Genomic DNA, 15,838 nt, shown 5'->3' on the forward strand with positions numbered 1-15,838 from the left:
GTAGCCTCCCGGCCATGGCGATTCCCGACCTGGTGCCGATCGCGCACGAGCCCGACTACCGCACCAGCACCATCGGCCGGTACGACAAGGGTCAGTTCTTCGGCTCCGTCACCGCCACCCTCGATGACGGTGGCGGAGCCGACGACGACTGGTACCGCCACAAGCGGTGGTACGCGGTGCTGCACCGGTTCGACGCCGACGGCGTGCACACCGACTCCGACATCTGGTTCGCCGGCACCAGCGAGACCGAGGACGCCTCCGTCGACCGGGCCGAGGCCCGCCTCGCCGAGTGGCTCGACGCGCTGCCCGGCCGGGTCTTCGCAGACATCGCCATCGGGCTCTTCCAGGTCGAGGTCGACGGGCACGTCTTCGGACTGGTCGACTGGTCCGAGGAGTACGACGGTGCGGACCACGCCGAGTTCGTCCCCGACGACCTGGGTTTCGACCCGCCCTGGGACGGCTGCTACGACACCTGAGCCCGCGCGAGCCCACCCGGCGGCGAACCACCGGGTGGGCGATATCCGTTGCGGGCGCACCGCCGCCCTCCTACTGTCGTCGGTGCAAGGTCAACCACACACACCCCGAGGGGAGTACGCCGTGCCGCGACGCGTCCGCACCGATGCCGCCTGGCGCTTGCTCCCTGCCGGCGCGTATGTGCCCACCCTCGCCGAAGCCCGTGCCTGCCGCCCAGAGCGGTGCCCGCGCCCGGAGTGGCGCGACTGACGTCGACGCTGACGCGTCCGCCGGCCGCCCATCCCACCGGGATCGGGCGGCCCTTTCACATCCACGTACCGCCGCCGTGCGGCCGCCGCCGGCGCATGATCGATATCGGTCACCGCACGACAGAAGGAGACCACGATGGGATTCATCCCCCTGGCCGGTACCCGGGCGCCCGTCCGGGTCTGGACCGACCCGTACGCCATCGAGCCGCAGGCCGCGAAGCAGCTGCGCAACATCGGCGCGCTGCCCTGGGTGCAGGGCGTCGCCGTCATGCCCGACGTGCACTTCGGCAAGGGCGCCACCGTCGGCTCGGTGATCGCCATGCGACAGGCCGTCTCGCCGGCCGCGGTCGGTGTCGACATCGGCTGCGGCATGTCGGCGGTGCGCACGTCGCTGACCGCCGCCGACCTGCCGGACGACCTGGCCGGGCTGCGTTCCGCGATCGAGGCCACCATCCCGGTCGGCTTCGCCCAGCGGCAGGAGGCGGTCAACCCGCGCCGGGTCCGTGGCCTGGAGCAGGCCGGCTGGGACGACTTCTGGAGTCGGTTCGCCAGCCTGGACCGGCGGGTGGCGCAGCTGGAGACCCGGGCCCAGCGGCAGCTCGGGACGCTCGGCGGCGGCAACCACTTCATCGAGGTCTGCCTGGAGCAGGGCGGCGCCGACGAGGGTCGGGTCTGGCTGATGCTGCACTCCGGGTCGCGCAACATCGGCAAGGAGCTGGCCGAACGGCACATCGGAGTGGCCCGGAAGCTGCCGCACAACGTCGACCTGCCCGACCGGGACCTGGCGGTGTTCCTCGCCGGAACGCCCGAGATGGACGCGTACCGGCGGGACCTGTGGTGGGCGCAGGAGTACGCGCGGCGCAATCGGGCCGTCATGCTGGCCCTGCTCTGCGGTGTGGTGCGTGAGCACTTCCCGCAGGTCGGCTACGACGAACCCATCTCCTGCCACCACAACTACGTGTCCGAGGAGAGCTACGACGGGGTGGAGGTGCTGGTCACCCGCAAGGGCGCGATCCGGGCTGGCCGGGGCGACCTGGGCATCATCCCCGGGTCGATGGGCACCGGGTCGTACATCGTGCGGGGCCGGGGCAACCCGGACGCGTACTGCTCGGCCTCGCACGGCGCCGGCCGGCGGATGTCGCGGGCGCAGGCCAAGCGGACGTTCAGCACCGACGACCTGGCCGCGCAGACCGCCGGCGTCGAGTGCCGCAAGGACGCCGGGGTGGTCGACGAGATCCCCGGCGCGTACAAGGACATCACCGAGGTGATGGCCCAGCAGGAGGACCTGGTGGAGGTGGTCGCGCACCTCAAGCAGGTCGTCTGCGTGAAGGGCTGACGGGGGTACGCGCGGGCCGGGAGCACCGGCCCGCGCGGCGTCCCCTCAGAAGCCGACGAAGACCCGGCGGAGGTCGTCCAGGGTCAGCGGACCGGTCACCTGGACCCCGTCCGGCGTGTACTGCGGCCCGAGCCGGCCGACCACCAGCCGCAGCCACGTCTCGGCCGGCAGGGACAGCTCGCCGTCGGGCTGCTCCGGCGCGTCGGTCAGCGTGATCTGCTCGCCCAGCCGCAGCCCGAACGTGCGCTCCGGGTCCCGCAGCCGGACCAGCAGGGTGGCCTCCCGGCCGCCCAGCTCCTGCGGCCGGCCCGTCCAGCCCAGCATGCCGCCGATCTGCTCGATCAGCAGCGGCACCGCCTCCGGCGTCACCGCCGCGAACGGGTTGAACGCCACCTCGGCGTCCCACTGGTGCAGGGCGAACTCGCTGAGCCGGAACCGGGCGGCGGTGGCCACGTCCACCGGCTCCGGCAGGAAGCCGAGGTTGATCCGCAACGTCGCGCGGGTGTCGGCGTCCAGCGCCTCGTACGCCTCGACCAGCCGCTGGTTGGACTCCAGGAAGCCGGCCGCGTGCTCCTCGGGGGACATGGCGTCCCAGCGCCGCCAGACGGTGCGGTTGAAGTCGCCGTCCGGGGCGGGCCTGCCATCGCGGGCGGCGGTCAGCCCGGCGAGGCCGATCTCCGCGCCGCTGCCGAGGTGGCTGAGCACCTGGGAGACCTGCCACTCGCTGGCACCCGAGGGCCGGCGCAGGTCGTCTTCCTTGAGGTCGCGCACGAGCGCGGCGAGCTCCTCGTGGCCCGCCCGTAGCGCATGGATGATCTGGTCGGCAGCCGTGGACATGTGTCTCCTCAACGGATCTTCGACGATGGTCGGGACGCTACCGGACGGGTGCGCCGGCCGGGCCGCTCCGATCGGGAGCGGCCCGGCCGGCCGTGTCGTCCGGCTCAGCCCATGTGCACGGCGTTGCCGGCGGGGATGTCCTCCTTGCGCACCTTCACCAGGACCAGGGTGACCAGCCCGGCGAGCACGATCAGGGCCGCGCCCCAGGCGAACGCCACGCGGTAGCCGTGCACGAGCGCCTCGACCTGGGTGACCGGGTTCGGCGCCCGGCCGACCAGGTACGCGGCCACCGCGCTGGTGTAGAAGGTGTTCAGCAGCGCGGTGCCCAGCGAGCCGCCGATCTGCTGCGTCGCGTTCAGCGTCGCGCTGGCCGCTCCGGCGTCGTGCTCCGGCACCCCGACCAGCGCGAGGCTGGACAGCGGCACGAAGGTGAAGCCGAGGCCCATGCCGAGGATGACCTGGGCGGGCAGCAGGAGGGTGAGGAACGAGGTGTCCACGTCGATCTGGGTGAGCGTCAGCATGGCCACGGCGGCGAGCACGGCGCCGCCGACCATCAGCGGCTTGGCACCCACCTTCGGCATCAGCTGGCTGGCGCCACCCGCCGCGATCAGCACGCCCGCGGTGACCGGCAGCGACGCGAGCCCCGCCTCGAGGGGCTTGTACTGCAACACCACCTGGAAGTAGAAGGTGAGGAAGAGGAACGCCCCGAACAGACCGGCGCCGATCAGCGTGGAGGCGAGGTACGCCCCGCCCCGGTTACGGTCCAGGATGATCCGCAGCGGCAGCAGCGGGTGGTTGGAGCGCAGCTCGATCACCACGAAGGCGGCCAGCAGCACCACACCGGCGGCGATGAAGCCGAGCGTCGCGGTGGCGTCCCAACCGTCCTCGGCGGCCTTGGTGAAGCCGTACACCAGGGAGACCAGGCCGGCGGTGACGACGACCGCGCCGGGCACGTCGTAGCGGGTGTTGCCGTGCGCCCGGCTCTCCGGCACCAGCGGGATCGCGAAGGCGATCGCGACGGCGGCGACCGGGATGTTGACCAGCAGGCACCAGCGCCAGTCGGCGTACTCGGTCAGCACGCCGCCGAGCAGCAGCCCGACCGCGGACCCACCGCCGGCGATCGCGCCGTACACGGCGAACGCCTTGGCCCGCTCCGTGGCCTCGGTGAACAGCACCGTGAGCAGCGCCAGCGCGGCCGGGGCGAGCAGCGCGCCGAAGGCGCCCTGCAACGCGCGGGCGGCGAACAGCATCTCGCCGCTGGTGGCCAGACCGCCCAGCGCGGACGCCAGCGCGAAGCCGACCATGCCGACGATGAACGTGCGCTTGCGACCCCAGTAGTCGGCGATCCGGCCGCCGAGCAGGAGCAGACCGCCGAAGGCCAGCGTGTAGGCGGTGATCACCCACTGCCGGTTCGCGTCGGTGATCCCCAGGTCCGCCTGGGCCTGCGGGAGCGCGATGTTCACGATCGTGGCGTCCAGGACGACCATCAGCTGTGAGACCGCGATGACCGCCAGCGCGATCCAGCGCCGCGGGTGCGGCGCGCCTGTCGACGTCCCGGCGCCGGGTGCGCCGGGGGCTGTCGAGGTGGTTCCGGGCATGGTGAAGCCTTCCGTGGTGCGGATGTCGAGGGATCAGGCCTGGGACGGGCGGTCGTGCTGGTAGCGGAGCACCGGGATCAGCACCTGGTCGACGACCTGGGTGAGGAACGCATCGTCGGCGGGCAGGCCGTGCGCGACGACGCGGGACAGGGTGAGCGCGGGCGCCAGGTCGTGGAACAGCTCCCGTTCACCGGCGTCCGGGGGGATCTCCCCGCGGGCGGCGGCGCGGACGAGGATGGCCGTGCTGGCCACCCGCCCGGCGGGCAGCACCTGGTGGCGTACCAGGCGTTCCAGCTCCGGGCTGGTCCGCATGGCGAAGGTCAGCGCCTGCATCAGGTCGCAGTCGGCGACGCAGATGGCTGCGGTGGCGCGCAGCAGCTCGATCAGGTCGCCCCGCAGCGAGCCGGTGTCGGGCGGGTTGTGCACGCCGACCTGACGGTCGCGCAGGGCGGCGACGACCAGCTCGGCCTTGCCGTCCCACCGCCGGTAGATGGTGGCCTTGCTCACGTGTGCGCGGGCGGCGACGGCGTCGATGGTCATCCGGTCGTAGCCGACCTCGCGCAGCAGGTCGATCACCACGGTGAACAGGTCGCTGGACGTGCAGCGCGCGGCCCGGGCGGCCGGCACCCCGACGCCCGCGCTCACCTGCTGACCATCCAACACCCGAAGACCCCCCGCGAAACGATGTCGTACTGACCCTAGTTCGTTGCTGGCCGTTCCTGCAGGCTTTTATGAGGTGCGTCGCACCCGGCGGACGAAACGGTTACGTTTCTGTCCCACGTCGGGCGGATGAACCCCGTGGTCAGCTCCCGGTGGGCGCGAGGATCACCGGCACGACCACGGTGTTGATCCGGGCGCCGTCGCGCGCGGACACCTCGTACACCTCGATCGTGCCGCGCTGCTCCCGGGCCGTGCGCCAACCGACCACCAGCCGGTAGGCGCCCCGGCAACCACTGCCGCAACTGGCGGTGCCGAAGCCGGTGGCCACCTCCCGGCCGGCGGCGTCCAGCACCCGGATGCTCACCGTGGCCTCGAACACGTCGGCGGTGCCGGTGACGGTGAGCGGGGCGGTGACCCGCTCACCGACGCTCGGGGCGGTCACCACGATCGGCGCGAGCAGGTCCGGATAGTCGGCCCGGCCGACCGGTGCCCCGCCGGGGAAGCGGACCTGCCGGACGGTGGGGAACTGGGTGAGCGTCCACACCACCTGCGCCTCGCGCAGCCGCCGACGCTCCGCCGGGTCGTTGCCGGACGGAACGGGACCGAGCGTCGCCACGCCGTCGGTGATCCGGGTGACCTCGACACCGGCCGGCAGCAGGGTGACCATCCCGGTGGCGGCCTCGGCCGGCGTTGGCCCGGCGGCCAGTTCGGTCAGCGCGAGCCGGGACGTCGTGAGGGTGGCCGGCCGGGTGCGCCGGGTGGGGACGAGCAGGCCGTTTCGCACGTACCACAGCTCGATCGTCACCGGTTCCGGCCGGCGCGTGGCGGTGGCTGTCGGTGCCGGCGGACGCGGCGCGGTGCGGGTGGCCACCGGCGACGGTGGTGGCCCGGACGGCGGGGTGGGCGCGGAGGTCGGGCCTCCGGCGGGCGGGGTGCTGTGCGGCGGCGCGGTGGGCGCCGCGCCCAGGACGCCGGAGCGCGGCGTGCCGCACGCGCCGAGCAGGAGCGCGGCGACGAGCACCGGCACGCCGACCGCGCGCCACCCGCCGCGCCGGCGCACGCTGACCGCGCCGCGCCGGCTTGCTCGGACCGCGCCGCGGCGGCTCATCCGTCACCGCCCGTCGGGCCGGCGGGCGCCGCCTCGGCGTCCTCGTCGAGGTGCCCCGCCGGGCGTGGCACGCCGCCGGGCGGCCCGTCCGGGCCGTGCGCGGGCAGCTCCAGACGGAACCGGGCGCCGGCACCCGGCGCGCTGCGGACGCTCAGCACCCCGCCGAGCAGGGCGGCGTGTTCCCGGGCGATGGCCAGGCCGAGCCCGCTGCCCGGCGCGGAACGCGCGGCGTCGACCTTGTGGAACCGGTCGAACACGTGCGGCAGGTGCTCGGCGGGAATGCCCGGCCCCTGGTCGGTGACCTCGAAGACGACGAGCGCGCCCACCCCGGTCACGGTCGCCCGGATCTCGCCGCCGCCGTGCTCGACCGCGTTGGTGACCAGGTTGGCCAGGACACGCTCCAGGCGACGCGGGTCCGTGCGCAGCGCGACCGGGTCGCCGGTGACCAGCACGCGGTCCGACCAGCCGCGCGCCGCGACGATCGTGCGCAGCAGCGCCGGCGCGTCCACCGGCTCGACGTTCGGCCGTTCCCGCCCTGCGTCCAGCCGCGAGATCTCCATGAGGTCCTCGACCAGGCGGCGCAACCGGACCACGTCGCCCACCAGCAGCCGGGCGGCCGGCCGGGCGTCGTCGGGCAGCCGGTCCAGCTGCTCGCGCAGCAGCGAGGCCGCGGCCACCAGGGCGGTCACCGGGGTACGCAGCTCGTGCGCCACATCGGCGGTGAACCGCCGCTCCCGGGCCTGCGCGGCCGACAGGGCGGCGATCTTCGACTCCAGCGCCTCGGCCATCTCGTTGAACGACGCCGCCCAGACGCTGAACTCGTCGCGCCCGCGTACCGGCAGGCGGGTGGCGAGCAGCCCTTCGGTGAGCGCGCGGGCGGCGCGGCTGGCCCGACCCACCGGCTCCAGGGTGCGGCGGGCGAGGAGGTGGCCCACCCCGGCGGCGACCAGCACGACGAGCACCCAGCCGGCCAGCAGCGCGGTGCGCACCTGACCCAGGTCGGCGGCGATGTCGTCCTCCACGGTGATCACGTACAGCTCCGCGGTCGAGCCGGGGATGCGTCCGCCGACCACCAGCAGTCGGGGTCGCTGGCCCGGCGCCGAGCGCTGGTAGGCGAGCTGCCCGTCGGCGACCGAGGCCCGCAGTCGCGTGCCCAGGGCGGGGGCGTACGCGGGGTGGGAGGGGCGGGTCGGGCCGTCGACGAGGACGACGTGCCGGCCGCTGCCCTCGAAGCTGGCGAGCAGTTCGGTGCCGCGCTGCTCGGTCAGGGGCAGGAACTCACCGGCGAGCAGGAGCTGGTAGCGCGCGTCGGCGGCGGCCTGGTGCAGCGAGGCGTCCAACCAGGACTGTCGCAGCAGCACTCCCGCCCCACCGGCGAGCAGGCCGGCGGACACGCCGGCGACCAGCACGAACGCGATCGTCAGCCGGCGCCGCAGGCGGCCCGGCGCCACCGCTCGTCCGGCCATCGCCGACCTCCCGTCAGAGCGTGGACAGTTTGTAGCCGGCGCCGCGCACCGTGCGGATGCGCCGTGGGTGCGCCGGGTCGTCCTCGACCTTGGCGCGCAGCCGCTGCACCGCCACGTCGACGAGCCGCGAGTCGCCCAGGAAACGGTGGTCCCAGACCAGGTCCAGCAGCAGTTCCCGGGTGAAGACCTGGCCGGGGCGTCGGGCCAGTTCCAGCAGCAGACGGAACTCGGTGGCGGTCAGGGTCACCTCTCGGCCGTCGCGGCGTACCACGAAGCCGCCCGGATCGATCTCCAAGTCGCCGACGGCGATGGTGTGCGACCCGGCCGGCGCGTTCGCCCGTCGCAGCACCGAGCGGACCCGCGCCACCAGCTCGGGCAGGTCGAAGGGTTTGCGCAGGTAGTCGTCGGCGCCGCATTCGAGGCCGACCACCACGTCGAGCGTGTCGGTGCGGGCGGTCAGCATGAGGATCGGCACCTGGCTCGTGCGCCGGATCTCCCGGCAGACCTCCAGACCGTCCAGGCCGGGCAGCATGACGTCGAGCACGATCGCGTCGACCGGGTGCGCTCGCCAGGTCATGAGCGCCTGCCGCCCGTCGACGGCGGTGTCGACCCGGAAGCCGGCGCGACGCAGACCGAGGGCGGTGACCTCCCGGATGGAGGCGTCGTCCTCGACCACCAGCACGCGGCCCTCCACCACCTGAGGGTAGACCCGCCGCGACGCTGCGCAGCCCTGGCGAAACGGTCGGTGTCGGCGGCCCGGTCGGGTCCGGGGCACGGGAACGGTCGCCCGACCTCCGGCGGGTGATCCTCGATCTTGGCTACGGCTACCATCGGGTCGCCAACGCGATGGCCGTCGATGGCCAACCTGCTCCGGGCCGTCGCCACCCGCGTGACCATTTCACCTGAGAGGACACGACGTGCAACGTCATGGCTGCGTGATCCGGCTTCGCCCGGAGCACCGGGAGACCTACCTGCGCCTACACGCCGAGGTCTGGCCGAGCGTCGAGAAGACGCTGCGCGAGGCGAACTTCCGCAACTACACCATCTTTCTCCACGACGACCTGCTCTTCGGCTACTACGAGTACGTCGGTGACGACTACGAGGCCGACCTGCGGTACATCGCCGCCGACCCGCAGACTCAAGAGTGGTGGAAGCTGACCGACCCGTGCCAGGAGTCGCTCGCCGAACCCGGATCGGGGGACTGGTGGGCCCCGATGCGGGAGGTCTGGCACCTGGCCGACGAGGCGGCTGGAGAGGCAGCCGAGCAGACCCCGGCGAGCTAGCTGCCCGTGGTCGGGTGTCGCGTTGGTGGCTGCGCACGATGCCCGCTTGGCCGTCCGCCTCGACGGGCGGGCGGGCGGCCAAGCGGATCGCCCCACTGCGGCTCCACTCACCACTGGTGGGCGACGTCCAGCACGATACGGCTGTGTGTGCCGGGGCCGGCGAGCGTGAACGTGCGGAACGGCAACCGAGCCCGTACGCCGACCGCGAAGGTGCTGTAGCCCTCGAAACTGCCGCCGAAGACGACGTCGCGCAGCGTTGAACAGCGCAGCAGGTTCGCGACGTGCTCGCCGACCGCGTAGGGCACGGTGCCCTGGTGTTCGGCGTCGTACGCCGGGGCCCGCAGCGAGACCCGCAGCAGCGCGCCCCCGGCGGTGTACGGCGACAGCGCCAGCCCCTCGCCCTCGGTCCACGTCTCGCCGTAGCCGACCGCGTAACCGTCGACCGGGCCGGCGAACTCGAAGACCACCCGGTCGTAGCAGTCGTGCTGCCCGGTCCGTACGGCGACCAGGGGGGCGTCGCTCAGCGTGCCGGCCGACTTGTCCGCGCTGCCCCAGGCGATCCCGCAGGACGCCGACCCGGTCGTGGTGCCCGCCGCGGTGCTGCTGCCCGCGCTGGCGACCAGACCGGCGAGGACGACCGCCAACGCGGTAAGTGTGCTCCTGATCCTCATGGTGATCTCTCCGCTCGATGCCGGGGTCACGTCGCGGCAGCGTTGCCGGTGACCCTCTGCCGTCACGGTCGCCCGCCTGCGGCACGCGAGCTTCGCCGCGGTGTAACCGCTGGGTAACAGTGGCCGGCGGCCGGCGGTCGCCAGCCGACCGCGGGGGAGTGCGTGCCCCTGCTCCGACCCGAGGTCGGGAAAGGCCCCGACCCGACGTGGCGGTGTCACCCACGCCGTCCCACAACGCGGTACTGTGCCTGGCAGTCGACACATTCGAGGTGGACCCGTGCCTACCGTCGTCGTCCTCGCGCTGACCCTCGCCCTCGCGCCCGCGCCGTCCCCGTCGGCCACCTCGGGCCCGGTCGGCGACATCCTCGGTGGCGTCGGCCGGGTCGTCGACGATCTGCTCGGCGGCCAAGGTGCGCCGAGTGCGACGCCGACGCCGAGCGTCAACCCCACCGCGACGTCCGCGCCGACCCGGCCACCAGCGACCGGCCAGCCCAGCCCGACCGCGCCCGGTGCGACCGCCGCGCCCGCCGGGTCGTCGGCCGGTGTCCGAGCTCCGGCCGCCCCCGGCCGCCCGGCCGGAGGCTCCGGCGCCGACGCCCACGATGTCGCCGTGCCCGTGCGCACCGTCCACACCCCGGCGCCCGAGGTCCCGCCGGCGCTCGCCAACCCCGCCCGCGGTGGCTGGCCGCCGGTGTCCTACCTGCTGGTCGCGGCCGTCCTGGCGGTGCTGGCACTGCTGCTCCTGCGTCGCCGCGCTTCCGACTTCTCCGCCGCTCCCGCGCCGGATCCCGCTCCCGCGCCAGAACCCGGCCCGGGGCCGGATCGCGACCCCGGGCCGGACAATGTCCGCCGCCTGCCGACCAGCCTCAACGCCATCTACGAGCTGGGTCGGCTGGACGAGCGGCTCGAGCAGGAACGCCGCCGCCGCACCTGACGGACGGCCTCCCGGTCGTCGGGGTCAGTGCGCCGCGTAGGCGCCCTCGCGCCGTGGGATCTCGTCGTCGTACGCTCCGATCGGCCCGCGGTAGCGGGTCGTGCCGTTCGGGTACGGCCAGGCCCCGGCGCGGCACCCGTGCAGGCCCAACGTCTGCTGCTGCATCACCGGCGCCGGCCGGCCCCGCCCCGGGCACCGCTCGTGACCGAACCCGAGTTTGTGCCCCACCTCGTGGTTGACCATGTACTGCCGATAGGTGGCCAGGCTCGCGCCGTAGTCCGGCACCCCCGTGACCCAGCGCGCCACGTTGAGGACCACCCGGGCGCCGTTGCGGCACGACGTGTAGCCGTCCGGCACGTCCTGGCAGAGGGTGTCGCGGGTGCCCGGGGTCGCCAGGTAGATCGTGAAGTCGGTGGGTTCGTTCGCGCCGACCCGGCGCAGCCGCCATGTCCCGTCCGCCGTCCACCCGCGAGGGTCGTTCAACGTCGCGGAGATCGCCGTGGCAATGTCGCCCACCCGCAGGCCCCGGATGTCGCGCTCCACGGCGACCCGGTAGCGCAGCAACCCGCCGGTGCTCCCGCCGCCACCCGTCGTCTCGGCCGCGGCCACCGACCAGCGGTTGCTGCCGGTGGCGGGATAGCTGACCGGCACGACCGTGGGCGCCGCCGGCGCGACACCGCTGCTCCCGGCCACTCCCGCCGGACGTCCCGTCGCGACCGGTCCCGCCGAGGGCAGGCCGGCGGGGTCCGGTCCGCTCGCGGCGCCACCGGCCGGTCCCTTCCCGGCGGCGGGCAGGCCACACCCGGTGAGCAGCGCTACGACCAGCAGCAACGCCACTGGGGGCAGATACCCCCGGCGGGTAGCCTTCGTCGACATGTCTCTCTCCCCTCGCGTGCCGATCCGCGGCGACGCGGGAGAGAAGACGGGTGAGCCCGGCAAAAGGTTGACGTCGCGGGGACTCAACCTTCGCGGAGCCTCGCCCGTCTGAAAGGGTGTGGCACGGGGGAGGGTTCGCGGTGGCGCGGGGTGACGCGGAGTTCGTCGAGTTCGCGCGGGCGGCGTCCGCGCGACTGGTGCACGCCGCGTTCCTGATGATCGGCGACCACCACCAGGCCGAGGACGCCGCGCAGACCGCGCTGGTGCGCACCTACGCGTCGTGGTCGCGAATCCACGACGACGACGCCTACGGGTACGCCCGTCGCACCCTCGTCAACCACCTGGTGGATCGGTGGCGGCGGCCGATGCGGGAGTACCCCACCGAGGAGGTGCCGGAACAGCGGCGTGGCGACGTGGCCGACGACGTGGCCACCCGGCGCTGGTTGGTCACCATCCTCGGCGCGCTCAGCCCTCGGGAGCGGGCCATCGTCGTGCTGCGCTACTACTTCGACCTGCCGGAGGCGCAGGTGGCCCGGGAACTCGCCGTATCCGTAGGCACCGTCAAGAGCACCAGCTCGCGAGCCCTGGAGAAGCTGCGCACGGCCGCGCCGCGCACGGCCGACGAGGAGGCCCGCCGATGAGCGAGCTGGACCGGCTCCGCCACGCCATGCGGGCGACCGAGCGCCCCGACGCCACGCTCGATCTGGCCACCGTCATGCGTGCGGGACGGCGGCTGCGGATCCGTCGGCGGGTCGCCGGGGGCGCGGCGGCGACGGTCGTGGCGGGGCTGGTCGCTGTCACCGTGGTGGCGGTCGGCGGGCCCGGGCCGACCGGTCCGGCGCCGACCGGTCCCGCACCGCCGGTCGCCGTCGCTCCGCCCTCGGCCGCTGCCACGGCATCGGCCGCGGCGTCGGCGTCGGGGGAGCCCACACCACCGCAGACGGTGGCCCCCGGGGTGCCAGGTCCGAAACCCCTGGGCAAGCTGATCGACACGGGGGTGCGGCACGGCGCCGACTGGCGGGTCTACTACGTCGTCGCGGTGTCGGTGCCCGGCGAGCCCAAGGTGACCATCGGGTTGGCCGCCGGTCGTCGCGCCCCCGACGGCACGTTGAGCACGGACATCCTGGTCAACGACGTCGAGGGCGCCGACCGCAGCCCCGGGTTCCACCAGATCGGCTACGACGAGCGCTCGTCGGCCGTGCCGGTGCCCACCTTCGGCTACTTCGTCGGCCCCGCCGAGCGGATCATCGGCACGGTGGGCGGTCGGCAGGTCGATGCCCGGGTGGCTCGCTGGAGCATCGACAAGCAGGTGGTGATCTTCTGGTTCGACCCGGCCACGCTCACGCCGGGGGAGCGCCTGGACGGCATCGTCGCCCGTGACCGCGGGGGCCGTCGGCTCTGAGGCGCTGGCGGTGACTCAGGCCGGGTCGGTCAGCCGGCGCTCGATGGTCACCGTCGTCCCCTCGCCGGTGGAGACCAGTCGTACGTCGCCGTAGGCGTTCATCAACAGTGCGCCCCGGCCCCGGTCCATGGCCGGCCGACGGTCTCGCCAGGTGCCGAAGTCGCGTACCGAGATCCGGACCCGGTCGGCACCCACCTGGAGCCGGACCCGCACCTCGGGGCGGCTGGGTCGTTGTGCGTGCTCGACGGCGTTGTTCATCGCCTCGGACGCGGCGAGCAGCAGATCCTGCAACACGTCCGTGTGGACGTCCAGCTCGTCCAACGCCAGCCGGACGTCCTGGCGCATGCGGCCGCCGAGGTGGGCACGGACGGGTACGTCCACTCCGCGGCCAGGATGTCGCCGAGCCCGTCGTCGGCCGTGCCGACCACGGACCCGCCGGCCGGTTCTCCGTGGGCTGGTTCGGCGTTGGCCGGTTCCCCGCCGGCCGATTCCCCGCCGGCTGGTTCGGCGTTGGCCGGTTCGTCGTAGGCCGGTTCGGCGGGTGCGCTCTCGGCGGGCTCCGCCACCGGCGGAGCGGGCGCGACGGCGGTGGCCCCGGCGGGTCGCGTCGACCTCGGGGCGTCGACCGCGCTCAGGCTGTCGTCGGCGGTCCGCGCGGTGGCGTCGTCGCCGGACGGGTCGGTGCGGGCGCGGCGGATGGCGGCCCGGACGCGGGCGATCAGCTCCGCGGCGGCGAACGGCTTCACCAGGTAGTCGTCGGCGCCGAGGCTCAGGCCCACCACGCTGGCCTCCTCGCCGGCCCGGGCGGAGAGCACCAGCACCGGCAGCGCCCGGGTCGCCGGGTCGGCGCGCAGTCGGCGTACCAGGTCGAAGCCGTCCAGCACCGGCATCATCACGTCGGTGAGCACGAGGTCCGGCGGCTCCCGGTGGATCGCGTCGAGGGCCTGCCGACCGTCGGTGACCGACCGCACCCGCCAGCCCTGACCGGCGAGCAGCCGACTCAGGTACGCGCGCATGTCGCTGTTGTCGTCGGCCACCAGGATCCGGGCGCCGGCCAACTCGTCGGCGGCCGGGCCGGGCGCCGCGACGGGCTCGGCGATGCTGCCGGCCGGGTCGGTCAGCCAGCCCACTGCCTCTGAAACGGCGGCGCGGGCCATGTCGCCCCGCCCGTTGAGTGCCGGCCCGGTCGTCACCGCGCGCCGCGCCGCCGACCACGGCAGGGCCACGGTGAAGGCGGTGCCGGCACCCACCTGGCTGGTCACCCGGACCTCGCCGCCCTCCAGCCGGGTCAGCTCGTGAACCAGGGCCAGGCCGATGCCGGTGCCCTCGTGGCTGCGCGAGCGCGTGCCCTGCACCCGGTGGAAGCGCTCGAAGAGCTTCGGCAGGTCCGCGTCGGCGATCCCGATTCCGGTGTCGGCGACGGTGAGGCGTACCTCGTCGTGGTCGGCGTCCACGGCGATCCGGATGCGGCCGATGAACGTGTACTTCAGGGCGTTGGACAGCAGATTGGTGACGATGCGTTCCCAGTTGACCGGGTCGACGGTGACCGGCCGGGGCAGCGGCGGGCAGTCGACCTCCAGAGTCAGGCCGGCCCGTTCCACGGCGGCCCGGAAGACGCTTGCCAGCTCCGCGGTGAGCGCGGCGAGGTCGACCTCACGGGCGTCGCTGCGAGCCCGGCCGGCCTCCAGGCTGGAGAAGGTGAGCAGACTGTTGACCAGGGTCAACAGCCGGGTGGCGTTGCGCCAGGCGGTCTCCACCCGCTCCCGCTGCCCGGGTGCCAGCGGCGCGGCGGTGTCGGCGAGCGCGTCGGCGAGGGGCCCGAGCATGAGGGTCAGCGGCGTACGGAACTCGTGGCTGACGTTGGTGAAGAAGGTGGTCTTCACCCGGTCCAGCTCGGCCAGCGTCTCGGCCCGGCGCCGCTCCTGCTCGTACTCCTTCGCGTTGCGTACCGCAATGGAGACCTGTTGGGTCAGCAGTTGGTAGAAGGAGCGGTACGCCTCGTCCAGCTTCCGGTTGGGGCTGACGCCGGCCAGCAGGACGCCGAGCGGCTGGTCCTCGGCGGCCGAGGGCAGCGGCAGTGCCAGCGCGGTGCGAGTGGCATCGCCCCACGGGCCGGCGGGCAGGGGCAGTCGATCCGCGACGCCCGTCACGTCGGTGGGCCGACCCTGCGCGGCGTCCGGGAGCGCCCAGGCGCGGGCCGCCGGGCTCGGGTCGGCCAGGTCGACGACGTCCGGCAGCGCCCCGGCCACCGTGGGGTGACCCGCGTCACCGCCCGCGCAGGCCGTCCGGCGCAGCACCGCGCCGTCGCGCAGGTAGATCGCGGCGAACGGCACGTCCAGTGGGTGGTCGCCGATCGCGTCGATCAGCCGGGCGCAGGTGGCCTCGACGTCGACGGTGCGCCCGTCGCCGCGCAGGCTCAGGTCGCGCAGCAGTCGCAGTCGCCGTTCGCCGACGACCTGCTCGGTGACTTCGCTGCACACCGTCAGCACGCCGACGGTGCGGCCGTCGTCGTCGCGGGCGGGGGCGTGCGAGACGCTGAAGTACGCCTCCTCGCGGTAGCCGGCGCGCTCCAGCAGGAGTTGCAGAGCGGGCACCCAACTGGCCACCCCGGTCGCCATGGCCTGCTGGATCAGGGGCGCGAGGACGTCCCAGCCCTCGGCCAGGGTCACCCGCACGTCATCGCCGAGCGCGGCGGGGTGCTTGTCGCCGATCAGGGCGGAGTACGCGTCGTTGTAGAGCTGGGAGAGGCGGTCGCCCCAGAGCAGGAGCATGGGGTAACGGGAGGAGAGCACCACCCGTACGGCCGCACGGAGGCTCTGCGGCCAGCTCGACACCGCGCCCAGCGGGGTGTCGGCCCAGTTCAGCTCGGCCATCAGCCGTCCGGTGTCACCGCCGTCGTCGAACAGGTCGGTGCGGGGTCGTGTCACGCTCGACCCGGCCTCATC

General features: G+C 73.9%; 16 protein-coding genes. 6 read left to right on the forward strand and 10 right to left on the reverse strand.

The features are described from left to right. Positions 1-14 precede the first annotated feature (14 nt). Entirely contained in the window at positions 15-476 is a 462-nt protein-coding gene (locus ABZT87_RS18350) for a hypothetical protein (RefSeq protein WP_355068662.1), read from the forward strand. A 382-nt stretch (positions 477-858) separates the two neighbouring features. Continuing rightward, on the forward strand, positions 859-2,058 hold the full coding sequence (locus ABZT87_RS18355) for an RtcB family protein (protein ID WP_355136817.1): 1,200 nt from the start codon (positions 859-861) through the stop codon (positions 2,056-2,058). Positions 2,059-2,103: 45 nt separating this feature from the next. Here the strand turns inward: ABZT87_RS18355 and ABZT87_RS18360 are convergent, their stop codons facing one another. The 6 genes from ABZT87_RS18360 to ABZT87_RS18385 form a co-directional block, all read right to left on the reverse strand. Continuing rightward, positions 2,104-2,895 carry a maleylpyruvate isomerase family mycothiol-dependent enzyme gene (locus tag ABZT87_RS18360; RefSeq protein ID WP_355136819.1) on the reverse strand — a complete coding sequence of 264 codons (792 nt, stop codon included), beginning with the start codon at positions 2,893-2,895 and terminating at the stop codon, positions 2,104-2,106. A gap of 104 nt (positions 2,896-2,999) precedes the next feature. Beyond that, entirely contained in the window at positions 3,000-4,493 is a 1,494-nt protein-coding gene (locus ABZT87_RS18365; RefSeq protein WP_354863099.1) for an MFS transporter, read from the reverse strand. 33 nt (positions 4,494-4,526) lie between these two features. Beyond that, positions 4,527-5,138: a TetR/AcrR family transcriptional regulator gene (locus ABZT87_RS18370; protein ID WP_354863097.1), complete on the reverse strand. Its 612-nt coding sequence runs from the start codon at positions 5,136-5,138 to the stop codon at positions 4,527-4,529. A 157-nt stretch (positions 5,139-5,295) separates the two neighbouring features. Continuing rightward, on the reverse strand, positions 5,296-6,261 hold the full coding sequence (locus ABZT87_RS18375; RefSeq protein ID WP_355136821.1) for a Gmad2 immunoglobulin-like domain-containing protein: 966 nt from the start codon (positions 6,259-6,261) through the stop codon (positions 5,296-5,298). Further along, positions 6,258-7,727 carry a HAMP domain-containing sensor histidine kinase gene (locus tag ABZT87_RS18380; RefSeq protein ID WP_355136823.1) on the reverse strand — a complete coding sequence of 490 codons (1,470 nt, stop codon included), beginning with the start codon at positions 7,725-7,727 and terminating at the stop codon, positions 6,258-6,260. The genes ABZT87_RS18375 and ABZT87_RS18380 overlap by 4 nt, the downstream gene beginning before the upstream one ends. Before the next feature lie 13 nt (positions 7,728-7,740). After that, on the reverse strand, positions 7,741-8,421 hold the full coding sequence (locus ABZT87_RS18385; protein WP_355136825.1) for a response regulator transcription factor: 681 nt from the start codon (positions 8,419-8,421) through the stop codon (positions 7,741-7,743). A gap of 241 nt (positions 8,422-8,662) precedes the next feature. On the opposite strand from ABZT87_RS18385, the gene ABZT87_RS18390 reads away from it, so the two are divergent. Next, the gene (locus ABZT87_RS18390; protein WP_355136827.1) at positions 8,663-9,010 is read left to right on the forward strand and encodes an L-rhamnose mutarotase; all 348 of its coding nucleotides are present in this window, start codon (positions 8,663-8,665) and stop codon (positions 9,008-9,010) included. Positions 9,011-9,117: 107 nt separating this feature from the next. Here ABZT87_RS18390 and ABZT87_RS18395 read toward each other — a convergent pair whose 3' ends face one another. Next, positions 9,118-9,681, reverse strand: a complete 564-nt coding sequence (locus tag ABZT87_RS18395; RefSeq protein ID WP_355136829.1) for a hypothetical protein — start codon at positions 9,679-9,681, stop codon at positions 9,118-9,120. Between the two features lie 277 nt (positions 9,682-9,958). Between ABZT87_RS18395 and ABZT87_RS18400 the strand changes: the two genes are divergently transcribed. Further along, positions 9,959-10,615 carry a hypothetical protein gene (locus ABZT87_RS18400; RefSeq protein WP_355136831.1) on the forward strand — a complete coding sequence of 219 codons (657 nt, stop codon included), beginning with the start codon at positions 9,959-9,961 and terminating at the stop codon, positions 10,613-10,615. A gap of 24 nt (positions 10,616-10,639) precedes the next feature. Here ABZT87_RS18400 and ABZT87_RS18405 read toward each other — a convergent pair whose 3' ends face one another. Next, a complete protein-coding gene (locus ABZT87_RS18405) occupies positions 10,640-11,491 on the reverse strand; it encodes a DUF3152 domain-containing protein (protein ID WP_355136833.1) in 852 nt (283 codons plus the stop codon). A gap of 140 nt (positions 11,492-11,631) precedes the next feature. On the opposite strand from ABZT87_RS18405, the gene ABZT87_RS18410 reads away from it, so the two are divergent. Further along, positions 11,632-12,132, forward strand: coding sequence for a SigE family RNA polymerase sigma factor (locus tag ABZT87_RS18410; RefSeq protein WP_355136835.1), 501 nt, complete (start codon positions 11,632-11,634; stop codon positions 12,130-12,132). Beyond that, positions 12,129-12,893, forward strand: a complete 765-nt coding sequence (locus ABZT87_RS18415) for a hypothetical protein (RefSeq protein WP_355136837.1) — start codon at positions 12,129-12,131, stop codon at positions 12,891-12,893. Before ABZT87_RS18410 ends, ABZT87_RS18415 begins: the two co-directional genes overlap by 4 nt. A gap of 15 nt (positions 12,894-12,908) precedes the next feature. Here the strand turns inward: ABZT87_RS18415 and ABZT87_RS18420 are convergent, their stop codons facing one another. Next, entirely contained in the window at positions 12,909-13,238 is a 330-nt protein-coding gene (locus ABZT87_RS18420) for an ATP-binding protein (protein WP_355136839.1), read from the reverse strand. Beyond that, on the reverse strand, positions 13,148-15,820 hold the full coding sequence (locus ABZT87_RS18425; RefSeq protein WP_355136841.1) for an ATP-binding protein: 2,673 nt from the start codon (positions 15,818-15,820) through the stop codon (positions 13,148-13,150). The genes ABZT87_RS18420 and ABZT87_RS18425 overlap by 91 nt, the downstream gene beginning before the upstream one ends. Positions 15,821-15,838 lie beyond the last annotated feature (18 nt).

Source organism: Micromonospora sp. NPDC005237 (genome assembly GCF_040607775.1).
Lineage (GTDB): Bacteria > Actinomycetota > Actinomycetes > Mycobacteriales > Micromonosporaceae > Micromonospora.